The organism is Candidatus Solirubrobacter pratensis (genome assembly GCF_000425945.1).
Lineage (GTDB): Bacteria > Actinomycetota > Thermoleophilia > Solirubrobacterales > Solirubrobacteraceae > Solirubrobacter > Solirubrobacter pratensis.
The window spans coordinates 54,770-72,617 of record NZ_AUEK01000003.1; the positions used below are offsets into that span (position 1 = coordinate 54,770).

Annotated in this window: 17 protein-coding genes and 1 pseudogene; 14 read left to right on the plus strand and 4 right to left on the minus strand. The window is 73.4% G+C overall.

Annotated elements, in window-relative coordinates:
* The first annotated feature begins 5 nt into the window (after positions 1-5).
* Positions 6-1,634 (plus strand): chaperonin GroEL, encoded by a 1,629-nt coding sequence (groL, locus tag H958_RS0100285; protein WP_028057193.1) that lies wholly within the window; start codon positions 6-8, stop codon positions 1,632-1,634.
* 1,435 nt (positions 1,635-3,069) lie between these two features.
* Here the strand turns inward: groL and H958_RS0100290 are convergent.
* Positions 3,070-3,504, minus strand: a complete 435-nt coding sequence (locus H958_RS0100290; protein ID WP_028057194.1) for an Lrp/AsnC family transcriptional regulator — start codon at positions 3,502-3,504, stop codon at positions 3,070-3,072.
* A gap of 72 nt (positions 3,505-3,576) precedes the next feature.
* Here H958_RS0100290 and H958_RS0100295 point away from each other — a divergent pair, with 72 nt between their 5' ends.
* From H958_RS0100295 to H958_RS0100325, 7 genes are all read left to right on the plus strand, one after another.
* The gene (locus tag H958_RS0100295; protein WP_028057195.1) at positions 3,577-5,667 is read left to right on the plus strand and encodes a DUF6421 family protein; all 2,091 of its coding nucleotides are present in this window, start codon (positions 3,577-3,579) and stop codon (positions 5,665-5,667) included.
* Entirely contained in the window at positions 5,664-6,377 is a 714-nt protein-coding gene (locus H958_RS0100300) for an SDR family oxidoreductase (protein ID WP_028057196.1), read from the plus strand. The genes H958_RS0100295 and H958_RS0100300 overlap by 4 nt, the downstream gene beginning before the upstream one ends.
* Positions 6,378-6,443: 66 nt before the next feature.
* Positions 6,444-7,211, plus strand: coding sequence for a HugZ family pyridoxamine 5'-phosphate oxidase (locus tag H958_RS0100305; RefSeq protein WP_028057197.1), 768 nt, complete (start codon positions 6,444-6,446; stop codon positions 7,209-7,211).
* A 123-nt stretch (positions 7,212-7,334) separates the two neighbouring features.
* A complete protein-coding gene (locus tag H958_RS47215; protein WP_028057198.1) occupies positions 7,335-7,586 on the plus strand; it encodes a hypothetical protein in 252 nt (83 codons plus the stop codon).
* The gene (locus tag H958_RS33870) at positions 7,568-8,602 is read left to right on the plus strand and encodes an alkaline phosphatase family protein (RefSeq protein WP_037408761.1); all 1,035 of its coding nucleotides are present in this window, start codon (positions 7,568-7,570) and stop codon (positions 8,600-8,602) included. The genes H958_RS47215 and H958_RS33870 overlap by 19 nt, the downstream gene beginning before the upstream one ends.
* Before the next feature lie 259 nt (positions 8,603-8,861).
* A complete protein-coding gene (locus tag H958_RS0100320; RefSeq protein ID WP_028057199.1) occupies positions 8,862-9,278 on the plus strand; it encodes a cupin domain-containing protein in 417 nt (138 codons plus the stop codon).
* Entirely contained in the window at positions 9,278-9,778 is a 501-nt protein-coding gene (locus H958_RS0100325) for a GNAT family N-acetyltransferase (protein WP_051323631.1), read from the plus strand. The genes H958_RS0100320 and H958_RS0100325 overlap by 1 nt, the downstream gene beginning before the upstream one ends.
* Here H958_RS0100325 and H958_RS0100330 read toward each other — a convergent pair.
* Positions 9,753-10,937, minus strand: coding sequence for a glycine C-acetyltransferase (locus H958_RS0100330; RefSeq protein ID WP_028057201.1), 1,185 nt, complete (start codon positions 10,935-10,937; stop codon positions 9,753-9,755). The genes H958_RS0100325 and H958_RS0100330 overlap by 26 nt on opposite strands.
* A gap of 2 nt (positions 10,938-10,939) precedes the next feature.
* The gene (tdh, locus tag H958_RS0100335; protein WP_028057202.1) at positions 10,940-11,965 is read right to left on the minus strand and encodes an L-threonine 3-dehydrogenase; all 1,026 of its coding nucleotides are present in this window, start codon (positions 11,963-11,965) and stop codon (positions 10,940-10,942) included.
* Positions 11,966-12,133: 168 nt separating this feature from the next.
* On the opposite strand from tdh, the pseudogene H958_RS48980 reads away from it, so the two are divergent.
* From H958_RS48980 to H958_RS0100370, 6 genes and pseudogenes are all read left to right on the plus strand, one after another.
* Positions 12,134-12,235, plus strand: a pseudogene (locus tag H958_RS48980) (LysR family transcriptional regulator); the annotation flags it as partial.
* Positions 12,236-12,330: 95 nt separating this feature from the next.
* A complete protein-coding gene (locus H958_RS0100345; protein WP_028057203.1) occupies positions 12,331-13,248 on the plus strand; it encodes a Gfo/Idh/MocA family protein in 918 nt (305 codons plus the stop codon).
* A 117-nt stretch (positions 13,249-13,365) separates the two neighbouring features.
* Complete coding sequence (locus H958_RS0100350; RefSeq protein WP_028057204.1) at positions 13,366-13,572, plus strand: hypothetical protein; 207 nt, start codon at positions 13,366-13,368, stop codon at positions 13,570-13,572.
* Between the two features lie 78 nt (positions 13,573-13,650).
* Positions 13,651-14,334 (plus strand): class I SAM-dependent methyltransferase, encoded by a 684-nt coding sequence (locus tag H958_RS33880; RefSeq protein ID WP_051323632.1) that lies wholly within the window; start codon positions 13,651-13,653, stop codon positions 14,332-14,334.
* Between the two features lie 294 nt (positions 14,335-14,628).
* Positions 14,629-15,483 (plus strand): class II glutamine amidotransferase, encoded by an 855-nt coding sequence (locus H958_RS0100365; RefSeq protein WP_028057205.1) that lies wholly within the window; start codon positions 14,629-14,631, stop codon positions 15,481-15,483.
* Positions 15,484-15,583: 100 nt separating this feature from the next.
* Entirely contained in the window at positions 15,584-16,954 is a 1,371-nt protein-coding gene (locus tag H958_RS0100370) for an amidase (RefSeq protein ID WP_231379143.1), read from the plus strand.
* On the opposite strand, the gene H958_RS0100375 is transcribed toward H958_RS0100370, so the two are convergent.
* Positions 16,951-17,829: an NAD(P)H-binding protein gene (locus H958_RS0100375; RefSeq protein ID WP_028057207.1), complete on the minus strand. Its 879-nt coding sequence runs from the start codon at positions 17,827-17,829 to the stop codon at positions 16,951-16,953. The genes H958_RS0100370 and H958_RS0100375 overlap by 4 nt on opposite strands.
* Positions 17,830-17,848 lie beyond the last annotated feature (19 nt).

Genomic DNA, 17,848 nt, shown 5'->3' on the forward strand with positions numbered 1-17,848 from the left:
AACCAATGGCTCACAAGGAACTGAAGTACGACGTCGAGGCCCGCAAGGCGCTGGAGCTCGGCGTCGACGCGGTCGCCAACGCCGTCAAGGTCACGCTCGGCCCGCGCGGCCGCTACGTGGTCCTGGACAAGAAGTTCGGTGCTCCGACCATCACGAACGACGGCGTGACCATCGCTCGTGAGATCGAGGTCGAGGACGTCTTCCAGAACCAGGGCGCGCAGCTGGTCCGCGAGGTCGCGACCGCGACCAACGACGTCGCCGGCGACGGCACGACGACCGCGACCGTGCTCGCCCAGGCGATCGTCCGTCAGGGCCTGAAGAACGTGGCCGCCGGCGCGAACCCGCTCGGCCTCAAGAAGGGCATCGAGCTCGCCGTCGAGCAGGTCGTGGAGCACATCCGCTCGCAGTCGAAGGAGATCTCCGGCAAGGAGCAGATCGCCCGCGTCGCCACCATCTCGGCCGGCGACGAGGAGATCGGCGACGTGATCGCCGACGCGATCGAGAAGGTCGGCAAGGACGGCGTCGTGAACGTCGAGGAGGGCCAGACGTTCGGCATGGACCTCGAGTTCACCGAGGGCATGCAGTTCGACAAGGGCTACATCTCGCCCTACATGGTCACCGACCAGGAGCGCATGGAGGCCGTCCTCGAGGATCCCTACATCCTCATCGCCAACCAGAAGATCGGCTCCGTCCGCGACCTCCTGCCCGTGCTCGAGCAGGTCATCCAGTCCGGCCGCCCGCTGCTGATCATCGCCGAGGACGTCGAGGGCGAGGCCCTGGCGACCCTCATCGTCAACAAGCTCCGCGGCACGTTCACCGGCGTCGCCGTCAAGGCTCCGGGCTTCGGTGACCGCCGCAAGCGCATGCTCGAGGACATCGCGATCCTCACCGGCGGCGAGGTCATCACCGAGGAGATGGGCCTCAAGCTCGAGAACACCCAGATCTCGCAGCTCGGCCGTGCGCGGCGCGTCGTGGTCGCCAAGGACACGACCACGATCGTGGACGGCGCGGGTGACGCGGACGCCATCAAGGGCCGCATCAACCAGATCAAGGTCGAGGTCGAGAACACCGACTCCGACTTCGATCGCGAGAAGCTGCAGGAGCGCCTCGCCAAGCTCTCCGGCGGTGTCGCCGTCGTCAAGGTCGGCGCGGCCACCGAGACGGAGATGAAGGAGAAGAAGCACCGCGTCGAGGACGCGCTGCAGGCGACCCGCGCGGCGCTCGAGGAGGGCATCGTCCCCGGCGGCGGCATCGCGCTCGTCGAGGCGACCGACGCCATCAACCTCGACGCCACCGGCATCGACGACGAGAAGACCGGCCTGCGCATCGTCCTGCGCGCGCTCGAGGAGCCGCTCCGCCAGATCGCGGAGAACGCCGGCTTCGAGGGCTCGGTCGTGGTCAACGAGGTCCGTCGCGCCGACGCCGGCATCGGCCTCAACGCGGCCACCGGCGAGTACGTCGACCTCGTGTCGGCGGGCGTGATCGACCCGGCCATGGTGACGCGCTCGGCGCTCCAGAACGCCGCCTCGATCGCCAAGAACATCCTCACCACCGAGGCGATCGTCGCCGAGGTGCCCGACAAGGAGTCGGCCGGCGCCGGCGGCGGGATGCCCGACATGGGCGGGATGATGTAAGCAGCGCTCTCGCGCTGAACGCCTTCGGCTCGCGGGCCCGGCTTTGTGCCGGGCCCGTGGCCGTTAACGGGGCGTGTTGTGTCATCGGCGGGCGGGTTGCGGCGTTACGCGGTGCCTCGTCCCGCGCGCTGCGGGTCCGGCGAGGGCGTGGCGGCTGGGGCGTGCGTCGGGGCGTTCCGCCGCGGGGGGTTGCCGTGCCGCGGCTGCGCGATCCGGCGAGGGCTTGGCCGCTCGGCCGCGCGGGTCCCGGCGCCCCGCCGCGGGTGGTTCCGCGCGGCTGCGCGGTCCGGCGAGGGCTTGGCCGCTCGGCCCCGGGTCCCGGCGCCCCGCCGCGGGTGGTTCCGCGTGGCGGCGCGATCCGGCGAGGGCCTGGCCGCTGCGCCCCGGGTCCCGGCGCCCCGCCGCCGCCTTCGTTTCGCGCGGCTGCGCGGTCCGGCGAGCGCCTGGCCGCTCGGCCGCGGGTCCCGGCGCCCCGCCGCGGGTGGTTCCGCGTGGCGGCGCGATCCGGCGAGGGCCTGGCCGCTCGGCCCCGGGTCCCGGCGCCCGCCGCGCCTTCGTTCCGCCCGGCTGCGCGATCCGGCGAGGGCCTGGCCGCTCGGCCGCGGGTCCTGTCCTCGCGGGTCCCGGGTCGGCGCTGAACTGACACCCGCGCTTGAGCGCCCTGCCACGGGAGCTCGACATCGCGCGTCGGCGCTGCTGCCACGTCAGCCCGGCTTCGCGCGCCAGGCGCCCTGCCACGCCATTCAGCCGCCGACCCCCAAACGCCCACGAGGCCACCCGCGGGTGGAGCGGTTACGGCGCAGCGACGAGGCCGTCGCTCGCTCCGCCGGCGCTCGCGCGGCCCCGCAGGCACCCGGATCGAGCGTCTAGGTGCCATAACGATCATCGCGAAAGGGGGTGCGTCACCTTTGTAGGGCTATAGGTCGGCAAACCTGACACACCCCCGCGCGCCGAGCGCGTTCTTGATCGCATACGATCGTTTTCCCGCCTGACGCGCTCGAATACGGTCGCCAGCGCCGATCGCGCATGATCCGCGGGACCCTCCGCGCGCGACCCTGCGCCAGAGTCGACACGCACGCCCGTACCACGCGGTTCCGATCCCCGATCACCGCCGGCACGAGATCCGCGCACGACCCTGCACCAAAGACGACACGCACCCCTTACCAGCGCAGTTCCGATCCCCGATCACGGCCGGCACCAGATCCGCGCGCGTCCCTGCGCACGAGTCGACACGCATCCCTCGTCAAGTCCGCGATCACGGGCCGAGCGCGAGCGCGCGCGACCCTGCGCGGCAGCCGATACGCATCTCTCACCAGATCCGCGCTCGCGGGTAGCGAATCCCGCGCGACCCTGCACGCGCGCCACGCCCGAAGCACCGCCGGCACCTCTCCCGGCGCACACGTCGCGGCCGCGCGAACGACCGCACAAGCGCATCTCACGCCCGAGGCGTGACCAGGTGCGACAGCACGACCTGCGACCGCGTCCGCACCACGCTGCCGTCCTTCTGCAGCTCCATGATCAACCGCTCGAGGTCCTTGTTGTCGGTCGTGTGGACGCGCACGATCGCGTCGGCGTCGCCCGTGACGCTCCACGCCTCCACGATCTCGGGGTGGTGCGCGATGCGCTCGGCGACCTCGTCGAGCAGCGTGCCCGGCGCGTAGAAGAGCTCGATCAGCGCCTCCGTCGCCTGCCCCAGCGCGCCGTGGTCGAGCACCGCGGTGAAGCCCTCGATCGCGCCGCGCGCGCGCAATGCGTCGACCCGGCGCTTGACGGAGGGGGCGGAGAGCGAGACGTGCCGGCCGATGTCGCCATATGAACGCCGCGCATCCTCGACCAAGAGCGCAACGATCTGCTGGTCAACCGCGTCCATATGTTCGATCTTTGCACAGATTCGACACATTCCGGGGTGGAAACGTCACAACTCCCCGGGCAACCTGTATGCATGCCCGCTCGCCCGTCCTCCGCTCGCATCCTGTTCGACGAAGCGCACAGCCAGGCCTGGACCATCCGGCCCGACGTCGCGCGCGCCATCCAGCCTTCGCATCCTGAGGACTCCTCGTACGCGCTGGCGGCCGATGCCCTCCGGCGGCATGACCTCGAGGTCGCGGTGCACGAGGCCGGGGCCCTCGACGAGGGTGCACTGCAAGGCGCCGACGTCCTGGTGCTCGCGCATCCATCCGATCCCGCGTGGGAGCGCACCGTGCCCGGCGGGATACCGCGCCTCTCGGCTGATGAGCTGGACACGATCGAGGCCTTCGTCGCCGCGGGCGGGGGGCTGATCGTCCTCGGCGAGAGCGAGCAGGCGAAGTACGGCGACAACCTCAACGAGCTCGTCGGCCGGTTCGGCATCCGGATCGCCAACGACACGATCTCCGACTACGCGCGACACCGCTCCGCGCCGCATTGGATCCTCGCCGACCTGGAGCGTCCGGAGCGCGGCGTGGACCTGCTCGCACGCGTGCACGAGGCGTGCTTCTACCGCGCGGGCGCGCTGGAGCTCGGCGGAGACGATGACGTGCGCGTTCTCGCGCGTGCCTCGGCCACCGCGTCGACGCCGCACGCCGCGCTGCTGGCGGTGACCGAGCATGGCGCGGGCCGGGTCGTCGTCGCGGCCGACTCGGACGTGTTCGGCGACGACTGCGTGGGCGACCTGGATCACCAGGATCTGTGGCTGAGCCTCGTCCATTGGGCCGCCGGCGGCGCCTTCCGCCGGGCCGCGCCGCCCGTCGTCTCGCCCGCCAAGGACGATCCCCACTGGGCGACGCTCAAGGCCGAGGTCGACAGCCTTCGACTCAAGCAGCGCCCCGACGGCAGCGTGGACCTCGCCGAGCACGATGCGCTGGAGCTGCGCGTGCAGGTCGACACGATCATCGGCGCGGTCAACGGGCTCGCGCCGCACTTCCCGCACCAGGCCGACTACCTCGAGGCGGTCGCGGGCGACCTGCGCACGTGGGCCGATGGCGGCTACGAGAAGCCCGATTTCACCGCCGCGCTGGAGCGCTTCCGCCCCGACCGCCGGCGCGAGGACGGGATCCAGCACCTCGTCGTGTTCCCGATGTACAAGCAGAACGGCTCGCGCGACAAGGTCTTCGAGGCGCTGATCGTCAGCGTGCCGTGGCCGGAGTGGCTCGCGGAGCTCGAGCGCACGCGCTACGACAACCCCAAGTTCGTGCCGGTGACGCTGGTCGACTACACGGCCGGCTACGACAGCGAGTGCGCCGTGCTCTTCCCCGAGACGGTGAGCGTGGCCGGCAAGCCGGTGAACCACTTCGGCGGCATCTTCTGCGACCGCGAGGCCGCGCGCTTCCGCGCGACGTCCGCGCGCGCCGTGGAGACGCTGCGCCTCAATCTCCCGCCCGATGCCGCCGCGCTGCTCGAGAGCGAGCAGCTCTCGCGCGACGCGTACGAGCTGTGGGACCTCATCCACGACCGCGCGCACAGCCACGGCGACCTGCCGTTCGACCCGTTCATGATCCGCCAGCGGATGCCGTATTGGATGTACTCGCTGGAGGAGCTGCGCTGCGACCTGACCGCGTTCTCGGAGGCCGTGAAGCTCGAGGCGGAGGGCTTCGCGTTCGCCCGCCACGTCCAGTACGCGATCCTGTTCGACCGCCTGTTCCGGTTCCCGATCACCGGCCCGCGCGTGCGCAACTACGACGGCCTGGGCGGCCAGCTGCTGTTCGCCTACCTGCACGAGACGCGCCGGCTGCACTGGACCGACAACCGGCTCAGCATCGAATGGGAGGACGTCGCGGCGGGCGTGCTGGACCTGCGCGAGCGCGTCGAGGCGCTCTACCGCTCGGGCATCCAGCGCACCAAGCTGCAGCACTGGGCGGCAGCGCACGACCTGGTGGCGGAGTTCGTGCCGCCGGCGACGGGGTCGCGCTGGGTCAAGGGCGTCCGCGCCTTCGCGGACGTCGCCGAGCCGAAGCCGTACATTGACGAGGTGCTCGACGACGAGTTCCCGCTCTCGCTGTTCTACGTCTCGCTGCAGCAGAAGCTGTCCGCGGACGCCGCGCTGGTGAGCGCGTGAGTGGGGGCGCCGCGCAGGAGAGATCGCTGGACGGGCGCGTCGTGGTGATCGCGGGCGCGGGCGGCTCGCTCGGTCCGCACGTGGCCCGTGCGCTCGCCGCGGCCGGCGCGACGCTGGCGCTGGCGGACCGCGAGCCCGAGCGCCTGGAGGGGCTCGAGGCCGCGGACAGCCGTGCGGTCGACCTGCTCGACCCGGGCGCCGCCGAGGCATGGGCACGTGAGCTCGAGGAGAAGCTCGGGCGCGTCGACGCGGTCGTGCACCTCGTCGGCGGCTGGCGGGGCGGCACGCCGCTCGCCGAGGCGCCGCTCGAGGACTGGGACTTCCTCAACGACCTGCTCGTGCGCACGGTCCAGCACACGTCCTGCGCCTTCTTCGGCGCGCTGACGCGCTCCGGCCGCGGCCGCTTCGTGCTGATGTCGGCCAAGCAGGCCGTCGCGCCGTCGAACGACAACGCGGCGTACGCCGCCGCGAAGGCGGCCGCCGAGGCGTGGGTCTACGCGCTCGCCGACGGGTTCGCCAAGGACGGCGGAGGCGCGACCGCGAACGTGATCGCGATCAACGCGCTCGTCACACCCGAGATGCGCCAGGCCGAGCCGGACAAGGCGTTCAAGACGTTCACCGACGCGGCCGACATCGGGGAGGCGATCCGCTTCCTGATCTCCGACTCGGGCGCGAAGATGAATGGCCAGCGGCTCGCGCTCCACGGCTAGGACGCCGCGGCGCGCTGACGCGCCGTACGATGATCGCGTTCCCACCGACCATGTCGTGCCGCTGACGTGCTGACCGGCGCCGAGCCGCTCGAGCCGGTCCCGCCGGCGCGCCGCCGCACGCCCGCGGAGGAGGCGCGCACGCTCGTCGCGCAGGGCAGGGTCGCGACGCTCGCGACGCTGAGCGAGGACGGCTCGCCGTGGGGCTCGCTCGTGCTCTACGCCGCGCTGGATGACGGCACGCCCGTCGTCTGCGTCTCGACGCTGGCCGAGCACGGCCGCAACCTGCGCCGGGACAAGCGGGCGAGCCTGGTGATCGGCGAAGCCGAGCTGGACGGCGACCCGCTGGACTCCGGCCGCGTGACGCTCGCCGGCCGCGTCGAAGAGCCGGCGGGAGGGGAGCTCGAGGCCGCCGGCTCGGCGTACGGCGCTGCGTCGCCCGCCTCCAACCTCTACGGCGGCTTCGGGGACTTCACGTACTACGTGCTGCGCGTCGAGCGCGTCCGCTGGGTCGGCGGCTACGGCCGCATGGACTCCCCGGACGCGGCGGCCTACCACGCCGCCGAGCCGGACCCCGTCGCGCCGCAGGCCGCCTCCGCGGTCCGCCACCTCAACGAGGACCACGCCGACGCGCTGCTCGCGATGGCGCGGACGCTCGGTGGCTTCCCGGACGCGACCGAGGCGCGCTGCGACGGCGCGGACCGCTACGGGCTGGACCTCACCGTCGGGACGCCGCGCGGCACAGGCTCCACGCGGGTCGGTTTTGCGGAGACGGTCATCGCGCCGGGCGGGCTGCGAGCGGCGACCGTCGAGCTCGCCAGGCGCGCCCGCGGCTGACGACGAGCACCTGCGCGGGGGCGACGAGCGCTCGGGCCCGGCGCGCGCTCGGGAACGGCGAGCCCGTGACGGTCGCGCTCGCGCAGATGGTCCTCGGGTCGACGCGGCGGCTAGATTCGGCTCATGGACGTCCTCTCCGCTCGAGGGCTGAAGGTCGGCCGCGGACGGCGGATCGTGCTGACCGGCGGGGAGCGGCCGCCTCAGGCCGAGATGGCGACGACGGCGGCCGGCGGACCGGGCGGCCGGGCCGTCATCGAGCTCCTGCTCGTCCTGCTCGTGGCGCCCGCGCCGGCGGCGCCGTTCATCGCCTACCCGCCGGCGCTGCACGCGGCGGTCGCGTTCGCCGTCGCCGCGCCGTGGAGCCGCCGCGCCTGATGGACGGCTTCGCCGGCCTGCCCGCGCGGATCGAGGCGCTGACGCGCGCGCACGAGCGCATCGCCGTGATCCTGATCGACGCGTTCGGCTGGGCGTTCGTGCAGCGGCACGCGTCCCACCCGCTGCTCGAGCGGATGCAGATCGAGCCGCTCGCCTCGCAGTTCCCCTCGACCACGACGGCGCACCTGACGACGCTCTACAGCGGCCTGCCCGTGGAGGAGCACGGCCTCTACGAGTGGCGCGTGTACGAGCCGCGGGCGGACGACGTGATCCTCCCACTGCCGTTCGTGCGCGCCGACGGCACGCCGCTGGAGCTCGACCCGCGCGACGTCGTGCCGCGCCCGAGCTTCTTCGAGAAGCTGGATGTCCCCAGCACCGTCCTGCAGCCCGCCCACATCTGGCCGTCCACGTTCAGCTCGGCCGCGCTCGCCGGCGCGACCGTGGTGCCGTTCAAGGACCTCGCCGCCGGCGTCGGCCGGCTCGGCACGCCGGGATTGAGCTACCTGTACTGGGACGCGGTCGACGCCATCGGGCACCAGCACGGCCCGTCGAGCGCCCAGTTCGACGCCGCCGCGCTCGCCGCGCTGGACGCGATCGAGGCCGCGCTGCCGGCCCGCACGCTCGTGCTGATCACCGCCGACCACGGCCAGGTCGACGTCCATCCCGCCCGCCTCGACCACCTCGACGCCCTCTGGCCGGAGCTCTCGCAGCACCTCCTCCATCCCCCCGCCGGCTCCGCGCGCGACTGCTTCCTGCACGTCGACGAGCCCGAGCACGTGATCGCCCAGTTGCAGGACCGGCTCGGGGAACGCGCCAACGTGCACCACGCGAGCGAGTTGTTCGGACCCGCCGGCCCGCGCCTGCAGGCCCGGCTCGCCGACGTGTGCGTCCTCCCCGCGCCCGGCCGGATGGCGTGGCTGGACGCCTTCCCCAGCGTCGAGCGCCGCTTCCGCGGCCACCACGGCGGCCGCACGCCGGCCGAGGCCGAGACCTGGCTCGGCCTGCTCGAGACCTAGCTGCGTCAGGCCCTGCAGCAGCGCGCCCGAGCACGTCATGGCGCGCCACCGCAGGGCCGGCGAGTCCCGCCTACGCCTGGACGCCGGAGCGCAACGGCCCGTCACCGTTCGCCCCGCACATCGAGAGTGGCATCGGCATCCCCGCGGGGGCGCCCGGGCGGGTGGACGCATGTACGTCGATACGCCGGCGACGGTTCAGGGATCGCGCATGCCCGGCCGGCGGTCGCTGAGCCGAACGCCACGCCGTAGGATCGGGCCGATGGAGACCGGATTCGCCCTCGCCTCGCTCGACCCTGACGCCGAGGATCGCTTCGTGTCGCTGCGCCGCCGGCTCGGCGTGACGAGCTTCGGGATCAACCAGGTGCTGCTGCGCCCGGGCCAGCGCGGCCGCATCCACCGCCACGAGCACCAGGAGGAGGTCTACCTCGTCATCTCCGGGACGCTGACGCTCTGGATCGAGGGCGAGCCGCACGAGCTCAACGAGGGCGACCTCGCCCGCGTGGCGCCGGACCTGCGCCGCCAGCTCGCCAACCCGCACCGCGAGGACGTGATCCTGCTCGCGCTCGGCGGCGCCCACGTGCACGTCGGCCGCGACGGCGAGGCGTTCACGAGCTGGAGCGACTCGGACGGCGCGCCGCCGCAGGAGGTCCCGCTGCCGGACGACGAGCCGGTGTGATGGAGCTGATCGAGCTGCCGGGCATGACGGCCGCGGGCCGTGCTGAGCTGGCGGCCGGCGAGGCCCATCCGTTCGGCGTCAACGACCTCCAATGGCGTGAGTCCGAGCGCTACCTCGCGCTGCGCGACGACGGCCGGCTCGTCGCCGCCGCCGGGCTCGTCGTCGCCGGGGTCGAGGCCGGCGGCGACGTCTTCGAGGTCGTCGGCGTCGGCGGCGTCATCGTCGCCCGCCCGCGCCGCGGCGAGGGGCTGATGCGGCGAGTGATGGACGCGGCGCTGACGCGCGCGGAGGAGCTCGGCCCGGCGTTCGCGATGCTCTTCTGCTCGGTCGGCAACTCGGCCCGCTACGCGCGCTTCGGCTTCCGCCGGATCGAGGCGCGCGTGACCGCCGAGCAGCCGGACCGGATCGTCGAGATGGGCGACGCCAGCATGTGGCGCCCGCTGCGCGAAGGCGCCACGTGGCCCGCCGGGCCGGTCAGGGTGCTGGGACTTCCGTTCTGACGGCCTCGAACGCGGCGATCGCGCGCTCGATGTCCGCGCGCGAGTGCGCCGCCGACATCTGCGTGCGGATCCGCGCCTGCCCCTGCGGCACCACCGGATAGGAGAACGCGATCACGTACACGCCGCGCTGCAGCATCGCGTCGGCGGTGCGCGCGGCCAGCCCCGCGTCGCCGTACATCACGGGCACGATCGGGTGGTCGCCGGGCAGCACGTCGAAGCCGAGCTCGGTCATGCGCCCGCGGAACAGGCTCGTGTTGTCCTGCAGCTGCGAGCGCAGCCCGGCGCCGCCCTGCAGCAGCTCGAGCGCCTTCAGCGAGGCGGCCACGATCGGCGGCGCGAGCGTGTTGGAGAACAGGTACGGGCGCGAGCGCTGGCGCAGCAGGTCCACGACCTCCTTGCGTGCGCTCGTGTAGCCGCCCGACGCGCCGCCCAGCGCCTTGCCGAGCGTGCCGGTGAGGATGTCGACGCGGCCCATGACGCCCTTGAGCTCCGGCGTCCCGCGGCCGTGGTCGCCGACGAACCCGACGGCGTGCGAGTCGTCGACCATCACCATCGCGTCGTAGCGCTCCGCGAGGTCGCAGATCTCGTCCAGCTTGGCGACATAGCCGTCCATCGAGAACACGCCGTCGGTCGCGATCAGCCGGCGGCGGGCGCCGCCGGCCTGCTTCAGGCACGCCTCGAGCTCGTCCATGTCGCTGTTCGCGTAGCGGTGGCGCGCGGCCTTGCAGAGCCGGATGCCGTCGATGATCGAGGCGTGGTTGAGCGCGTCGGAGATGACCGCGTCATCCGGGCCCAGCAGCGTCTCGAACAACCCGCCGTTGGCGTCGAAGCAGGAGCCGTAGAGGATCGTGTCCTCCATTCCGAGGAACCGGCTCAGCCGCTCCTCGAGCTCCTTGTGGATCTCCTGCGTGCCGCAGATGAAGCGCACCGAGGCCATGCCGAAGCCCCAGCGCTCGAGCGCCTCGCGCGCCGCCTCGACGAGCGCCGGGTGATCGGCGAGGCCGAGGTAGTTGTTGGCGCAGAGGTTGAGCACCTCGTCGCCACCGACCTTCACCAGCGCGTCCTGTGGCGAGCCGATGACGCGCTCGGACTTGTACAGGCCCGCGGCGCGGATGTCGCCGAGCTCGGCGGCCAGCTGGTCCTTGACGGCGTCGTACACGTTCAGCTCCAGTGCAGGATCACTTTGCCCGCTGCTCCGGAGGCGGCCGTGGCGAACGCCTCCTCATGCTCCTCGTGGGAGAAATGGTGGGTGATGACGGGCGACACGTCGAGTCCTGATTGGACCATGACGGTCATCGCGTACCAGGTCTCGTACATCTCGCGGCCGTAGATCCCGCGGATCGTGAGCATGTTGAAGACGACGCGGTTCCAGTCGATCGCGAACTCCTCGGGCGGGATGCCGAGCAGCGCGATCCGGCCGCCGTGCGCCATGTTCACGAGCACGTCGCGGAGGGCCGCCGCACTTCCGGACATCTCGAGCGCGACGTCGAAGCCCTCCTCCATCGCGAGCTCGGCCTGCACCGAGGCGATGCTCTCTCGGCCGACGTCGACGGCGCGGGTCACGCCCATCGCCTGCGCCAGCTCGAGCCGATGCGGGTTGACGTCGGTGATGACGACGTGGCGCGCGCCGGCGTGGCGCACGACGGCGGCGGCCATGATGCCGATCGGCCCGGCGCCCGTGATCAGCACGTCCTCGCCGAGCACGGGGAACGCGAGCGCGGTGTGGACCGCGTTGCCGAACGGGTCGAAGATCGCCGCCACGTCGCGGTCGATGCCCTTGCCGTGGTGCCAGACGTTGGTCATCGGCAGCGCGAGGTACTCCGCGAACGCGCCCGGGCGGTTGACGCCGACGCCCTGCGTGTGCGCGCACAGGTGGCGGCGGCCGGCCATGCAGTTGCGGCAGCGGCCGCAGACGAGATGGCCCTCGCCGCTGACGACGTCGCCGGGGGCGAAGCCGCTGACGTTGGAGCCGACGGCGACCACGTCGCCGACGAACTCGTGCCCGACCACCATCGGCACGGGGATGGTCTGCTGGGCCCACCTGTCCCATGACCGGATGTGCAGGTCGGTGCCGCAGATGCCGGTGCGATCGACCTTGATCAGCACGTCGTTGATGCCGAGCTCGGGCTCGGGGACGTCCTGGAGCCACAGGCCGGGCTCCGCGTGTGCCTTCACGAGTGCTCGCATGGCGGGGGCGAGCACGATATCCGGTTCGCTAGACGCGCTCTCCGAGATCCCGGAGGCGGCCGCGCTCGAGCACGACGATCCGGTCGGCGCGCTCCATGGTGGCCCGGCGGTGGCGTGCGGTCCTCTCACGTCCAAGCCGCCGGCGTTCTGCTTCGATTCCCGATCGGCATGGATCCGCAGCTGCGTCATGTGCGCTCGTTCGTAGCCGTCGCAGAGGAGCTCCACTTCGGCCGCGCGGCGGCGCGGCCCGGCGTCGCGTTCGTGCCGATCGACGGCTGGCGACTCCCGGTCGTCCTGATCCGCCGCCCGGAGCCGCCGCGCCCCGCCGTCGCGGCGGCGCTCGCCGGGCTGCGAGGCTTGTAGGCGTGCCGATCGATGTTGCGCTGCTGGGCTGCGCGCACCCGCACGTGGCCGACGTGCTGGCGGTGATCGCGTCCGAGCCGGATGTGCGGCTGGCGGCCGTCTGGGATGCCGACCCGTCGGCGATCCCAGGGCCGATCTCGGCCGCGGCGGTCACGACCGCGGACGGCGCGATCACGCGCGCGCATGCCGTCGTGATCTGCGCGCCGACCGACCAGCGGCCGGCGCTGTGCGTGCAGGCGGCGCGCGCCGGGCGGCCCCTGCTGGTGGAGAAGCCGCTGGCGCTGAGCGCGGCGGACGCGCGCGCCGTCGCGCGCGAGGTGGAGCGCAGCCGCACGCCGGGGCTGGCGGCGCTGTTCCTGCGCGAGCTGCCGGCGCTGCAGCGGCTGCGCTCGATCCTGCTCGAGCGCGTGCTCGGGCGGGTGGCGAGCGTGAGCGCCGCGTTCGCGCACTGCGGGGCGCTGGAGGGCTGGTTCGACGGGCCGCGGGCGTGGATGCGCGACCCGCGCCGGGCGGGCGTGGGCGGGTTCGGCGACCTCGCATTGCACCTCGTCGACGCGCTGGCGGTGCTCGCCCCGGACGAGCCGCCGGTGGTGGCGGCGGCGACGCTCGATCGCGACGGGCGCGGCGACGTCGGCGGCGCCGCGGTCGGCTCGCTGGGCGGGGTGCCGCTCACAGTCCGCGCGGGCTGGGCCTCACGGCCGGGCGGGCTGGAGGTCGTCGTGGCCGGGTCGGCGGGCACGGCGGTGCTGACCGAAGGCGTGCTCGAGCTCGGCGGCGAGCGCTGGATCGGCCCGCCGCCGGACGCCGGCGAGGCCGTCCGGGCGTTCGCGACGTGCCTGCGCACCCGCCGCTTCCCGCGCGACGGCCTGACCCGCGCGGTGCAGGCGCAGCAGGTGCTCGAGGCATCCCTGCGGCTATAGGCGCCTGTGACGAGCCCTCCGACGGCCTTGCCGGCGCACACGCGCCCGGAGGTCGGCGGCAGGGAGTTCGGGTTTGCCCCAGCGTGCACCGCCGCGCCTCCTGCCACCCTTCGCTCCATGCACGTTCCCGATGGAACCGTCTGGACCGGCCGCCACCCCGTCGCACCCGGCACCCCGCCGCGCGAGGTGGTCGTGCGGGTGCGCAACCAGGGCTGGACGACGGTGAGCTTCGAGATCGAGCACGCGTACGGCGACACCGTCGGCTACGGCGAGGGCGAGCTGCCGACGCCGGTGTTCTGCCGCCGCTTCAACCGGATCTACTGAGCCGCCTGCGATCATCCCGCCTCGATGCGGCGGGAACTGCCCAGGCGCGTCACGGCTGCTGTGCGCAGGCGGTCGCTGATGCTGCGCCACCGCGGCGACGCGGTCCGCTGCCCGATCTGCGGCCACGGCTTCGATGCCTTCGCGCCCGCGTGGAACCGCGGCGACGCGCTGTGCTGGCGGTGCGGCGCGCACGAGCGCCATCGTGCGCTGTGGCTGCTCCTCCAGGCCCGGCCCGCCATGCTCGCCCAGGCGCGCGCGCTGCTGCACTTCGCGCCGGAGTACTGCCTGCGCGGCGCGCTCGAGCGGGCCGCACGCCGCGAGGGCTTCCGCTACGACACCGCCGACCTCGATCCGGCGGGCGTGGACCTGCAGCTGGACATCACGCGCATGCCGCTGGCCGACGGCGCGTACGACGCCGTCCTCTGCTCGCACGTGCTCGAGCACGTCGCCGACGACGCCGCCGCGATGCGCGAGCTGCGCCGCGTGACCGCCCCCGGCGGCTGGTGCGTGGTGATGGTCCCCGCCGACGTCACACGCGCGACGACCTACGAGGACGCGTCGATCGTCGCCCCTGCGGCGCGCCGGGAGGCGTTCCTGCAGGACGACCACGTCCGCCTCTACGGCCGCGACGTCGAGGATCGCCTACGCGCGGCGGGCTTCACGGTCGAGGTCGTGCGCCCGCGCGAGGCGTTCGGCGAGGACGCGCTGCGCCGCGCCGGCCTGCTCGAGGGCGACTGGATCTATGTCTGCGGCACCCCGTGATCTCGCTCGAACGACCGAGGGCGCCCGGTCGGGCGCCCTCGGGCACTGCTACCACTTGCGACCGTTCATTGCACTACCCCCACTTCAGGCCGGCCCCGAGGCCCTCGAGGAAGACGGCGACGACGCCCGCCACCAGCGCCAGGCGATACATACGGGCCTTCATTGGATTTGACCTCCGTGTCGTTTCCCCGCTCCTCGTGGGAGCGTCGTAGAACCAGGTTTCGGCGCGACACGCACCCTCGATGAGCAATTCGACATTCGTTGGAGTCGCCGCCTGTGCGTCATCGTTGGGGTATGTGCCGGCTGTTCGGGATGACGGGCGGGCCGCAGCGCGTGAGCGCGACGTTCTGGCTGCTCGAGGCGCCGGACAGCCTCGCCCGCCAGAGCCGACGCGACCCTGACGGCACGGGCCTGGGCGTCTACGACGCCGCCGGCGCCCCCACGGTCATCCGCGACCCGATCGCCGCCTACCGCGACCGCCGCTTCGCCGAGCAGGCGCGCGAGGTGCGCTCGAGGACGTTCATCGCCCACGTCCGCTTCGCCTCGACCGGCGCCGTGTCGGTCGAGAACACGCATCCCTTCCTGCTCGAGCGCCGCCTGTTCGCGCACAACGGCGTGATCCAGGGCCTCGACGAGCTCGATGCGCACCTCGGCGACGCGTTGCGGATGGTTCACGGCGAGACGGACTCCGAGCGCTTCTTCGCCCTGGTGACCGCCGAGACCGCGCGCCGGCGCGGGGACGTGACGGCGGGACTGATCGCCGCGGCGCGCTGGGTCGCCGCCGAGCTGCCGCTGTTCGCGCTCAACGTCATCCTCGTCAGCGCGACCGAGCTGTGGGCGCTCCGCTACCCGGAGACGCATGACCTGCAGGTGCTCGAACGGCGGCCGCGCGGGCGCCATCTCGACCACGCGAGCGCCGCCGGCTCGATCCGCGTGCGGTCGGGCGACCTGGCCGACAGGCCCGCCGTGATCGTCGCCAGCGAGCCGATGGACGAGGACCCCGGCTGGTACTCGCTCGCGTCCGGTGAGCTGCTGCACGTCGGACCCGATCTGACCGTTCGGCGCGAGCTGATCCTGCCCGATCCGCCGGCGTATCCACTGACGATCGAGGACCTGCAGGGCCGGGCCGCGGCGTCGCAAACGGCCTGATCGGAATCCGGGAAAAGGTCACCCCGCAAACCAAAGTGCCGTAGGCTGCGGGCCTCTGGACGACTGGGCGTTCACCTCCGCCGCCGAGCAGGCCGCGCTGGTGCGCACCGGCGCCGCTTCCCCGGGCGAGCTCGTGGAAGCGGCGCTGCGGCGCATCGAAGCACTCGATCCGAAGCTGAATGCGTTCATCGAGCTCGACGCCGAGCGCGCGCTCGAGGCGGTCGCGGGGCTCCGGCCCGGCGACGCGCAGCCGTTCGCCGGCGTGCCGATCGCCATCAAGGGCAACGTGCCCGTGGCGGGGATGTGCATGAACTTCGCCTCGAAGTTCCTCGCCGGGCACCGCCCGAGCCACTCGGCCTACCTGGTGCGCCGGCTGCGCGCGGCGGGCTTCGTCGTCGTCGGCACGACGAACCTGCCGGAATTCGGGATCCTGCCGACCTGCGAGCCGCGCCACACGGGCGCCACGCGCAACCCGTGGGACCTCGAGCGCACGCCGGGCGGCTCCTCCGGCGGCGCGGCGGCCGCGGTGGCGAGCGGGATGCTGGCGCTCGCGCACGGCAACGACGGCGGCGGCTCCCTGCGCACGCCCGCGGCCTGTACCGGGCTCGTCGGGCTGAAGGCGAGCCGCGGACGCGTCTCGCGCGGGCCCGACCTCGGCGACTCGTGGTTGCCATCCGACGGCGTGCTGACCCGCACCGTGACCGACACGGCGCTCGCGCTCGACGTGCTCGGCGGCTACGAGGTCGGCGACGCGACGTGGGCGCCGCGCCCGATCGAGCCCTACGCGCTCGCGATGCGCCGCGACCCGGGGCGGCTGCGCGTCGCCGTCACCGCCGCCAACCCGCTCGGCGTCGACGTCGATCCGGAGAGCCTGCGCGGGCTGCGCTTCGCCGCCGAGCTGCTCGCCGCGCTCGGCCACGAGGTGGTCGAGGCGGCGCCGGCGTACCCCGACCCGTCCGTGCTCGAGATCTTCCTGCAGGCGTTCTGCCCGGCGGTCGCGCTCGGCGTCAATCACGGTGTGCTGCTCAACGGGCGCGAGCCGGAGGAGGACGACATCGAGCCGCTGTCGCGCGCGGTCTACGAGCGCGCCAAGGCCACGTCGTCGATCGGCTACCTGGGCGCCGTGGCCCAGCTGCAGGCGCTCGCGCGCGGCATCGTGGCGTTCTTCGCCGACTACGACGTGCTCGTGACGCCGGCGCTCGCGGAGCGCCCGCTGAAGCTCGGCGAGTGCACGGGGATGGGCGAGCGCCCGCTGGAGGACCTGGCCCGCTCGGGCCGCTTCACGCCGTTCACCTCGCTGTTCAACGTCACGGGCCAGCCGGCCGTCAGCCTCCCCGTCGGCTTCGGGCCCGACGGGCTGCCGACCAGCGTGCAGATCGTCGGCAAGCCGCTGGGCGAGGACACGCTGCTCCAGGTCGCCGCCCAGATCGAGGCCGCGCACCCGTGGGTGCACCAGCGGCCGGATCTCTAGCCGCTCCCGAGCACCGCGGCGAGGCGGCGAGGCCGGACGCCGAGCGCCTCGGCATCCGCCGTCCCGCGGGCGGACAGCATGTCGACCGACAGCAGCTGCGCCTCGTCCCAGGTCACGAGCGCGGTCGGGCCGGCGAGCGCCTCCTCACCGCGCAGGCCGGCGCGCAGGGCCGCCAGCGGGACGGGCACGGTGCGCCGGCGGCGGCCCGCCGCGCGCAGGACGAGGCGGACGAACTCGCGCTGCGTGACGATCTCCGGCCCGGCGAGCTCGACCCGGGCGTGCCCGTCCGGCGGCGCGTCGAGCAGCGCGAGCACGCAGTCGGCGGCGTCCTCGGCCCACAGCGGCTGCGTCCGCGCGCCGCCGCGGCCCACGAGCGGCACCGCCGGCAGCAGCCCGAGCCGCTCGAGCCAGCGCAGGTGCCGGTCGCCCGGCGAGTAGAGCAGCGAGTGGGCGACCGTGGTCGTCGGGATCGGCGCGGCCGCCACGGCGGCGCCCGCGAGCGCCTTCGCGCGGTGCAGCCGCATCGGGTGCGTGGGCGCGGCGCCGAGCGGCGTCAGCCAGAGGAAGTGGCGCGCGCCGACGCGCTCAGCGGCGCGCAGCAGCCGCCAGGCCGCGAGGCCGTTGAGCTCCTCGACCGTCGCCCGCGGCTGGTCGCGCGCTCCGCCGGCGAGGTGCACGACGGTGTCGACGCCGCGCAGCGCGTTGCGCCAGCCGGCCGGATCCGCGAGGTCGCCGATCGCGAGCTGGACGCGCACGCGATGGCTCCCCAGCCGCCGCGGATCGCGCACCAGGCAACGCACGGGCACGCCGCGCGCGAGCAGGCGCCGCAGCACCGCCTCGCCCAGCAATCCGCTCGCCCCGGTCAGCAAGAGCACGACGCCCCGCAGCCTATGT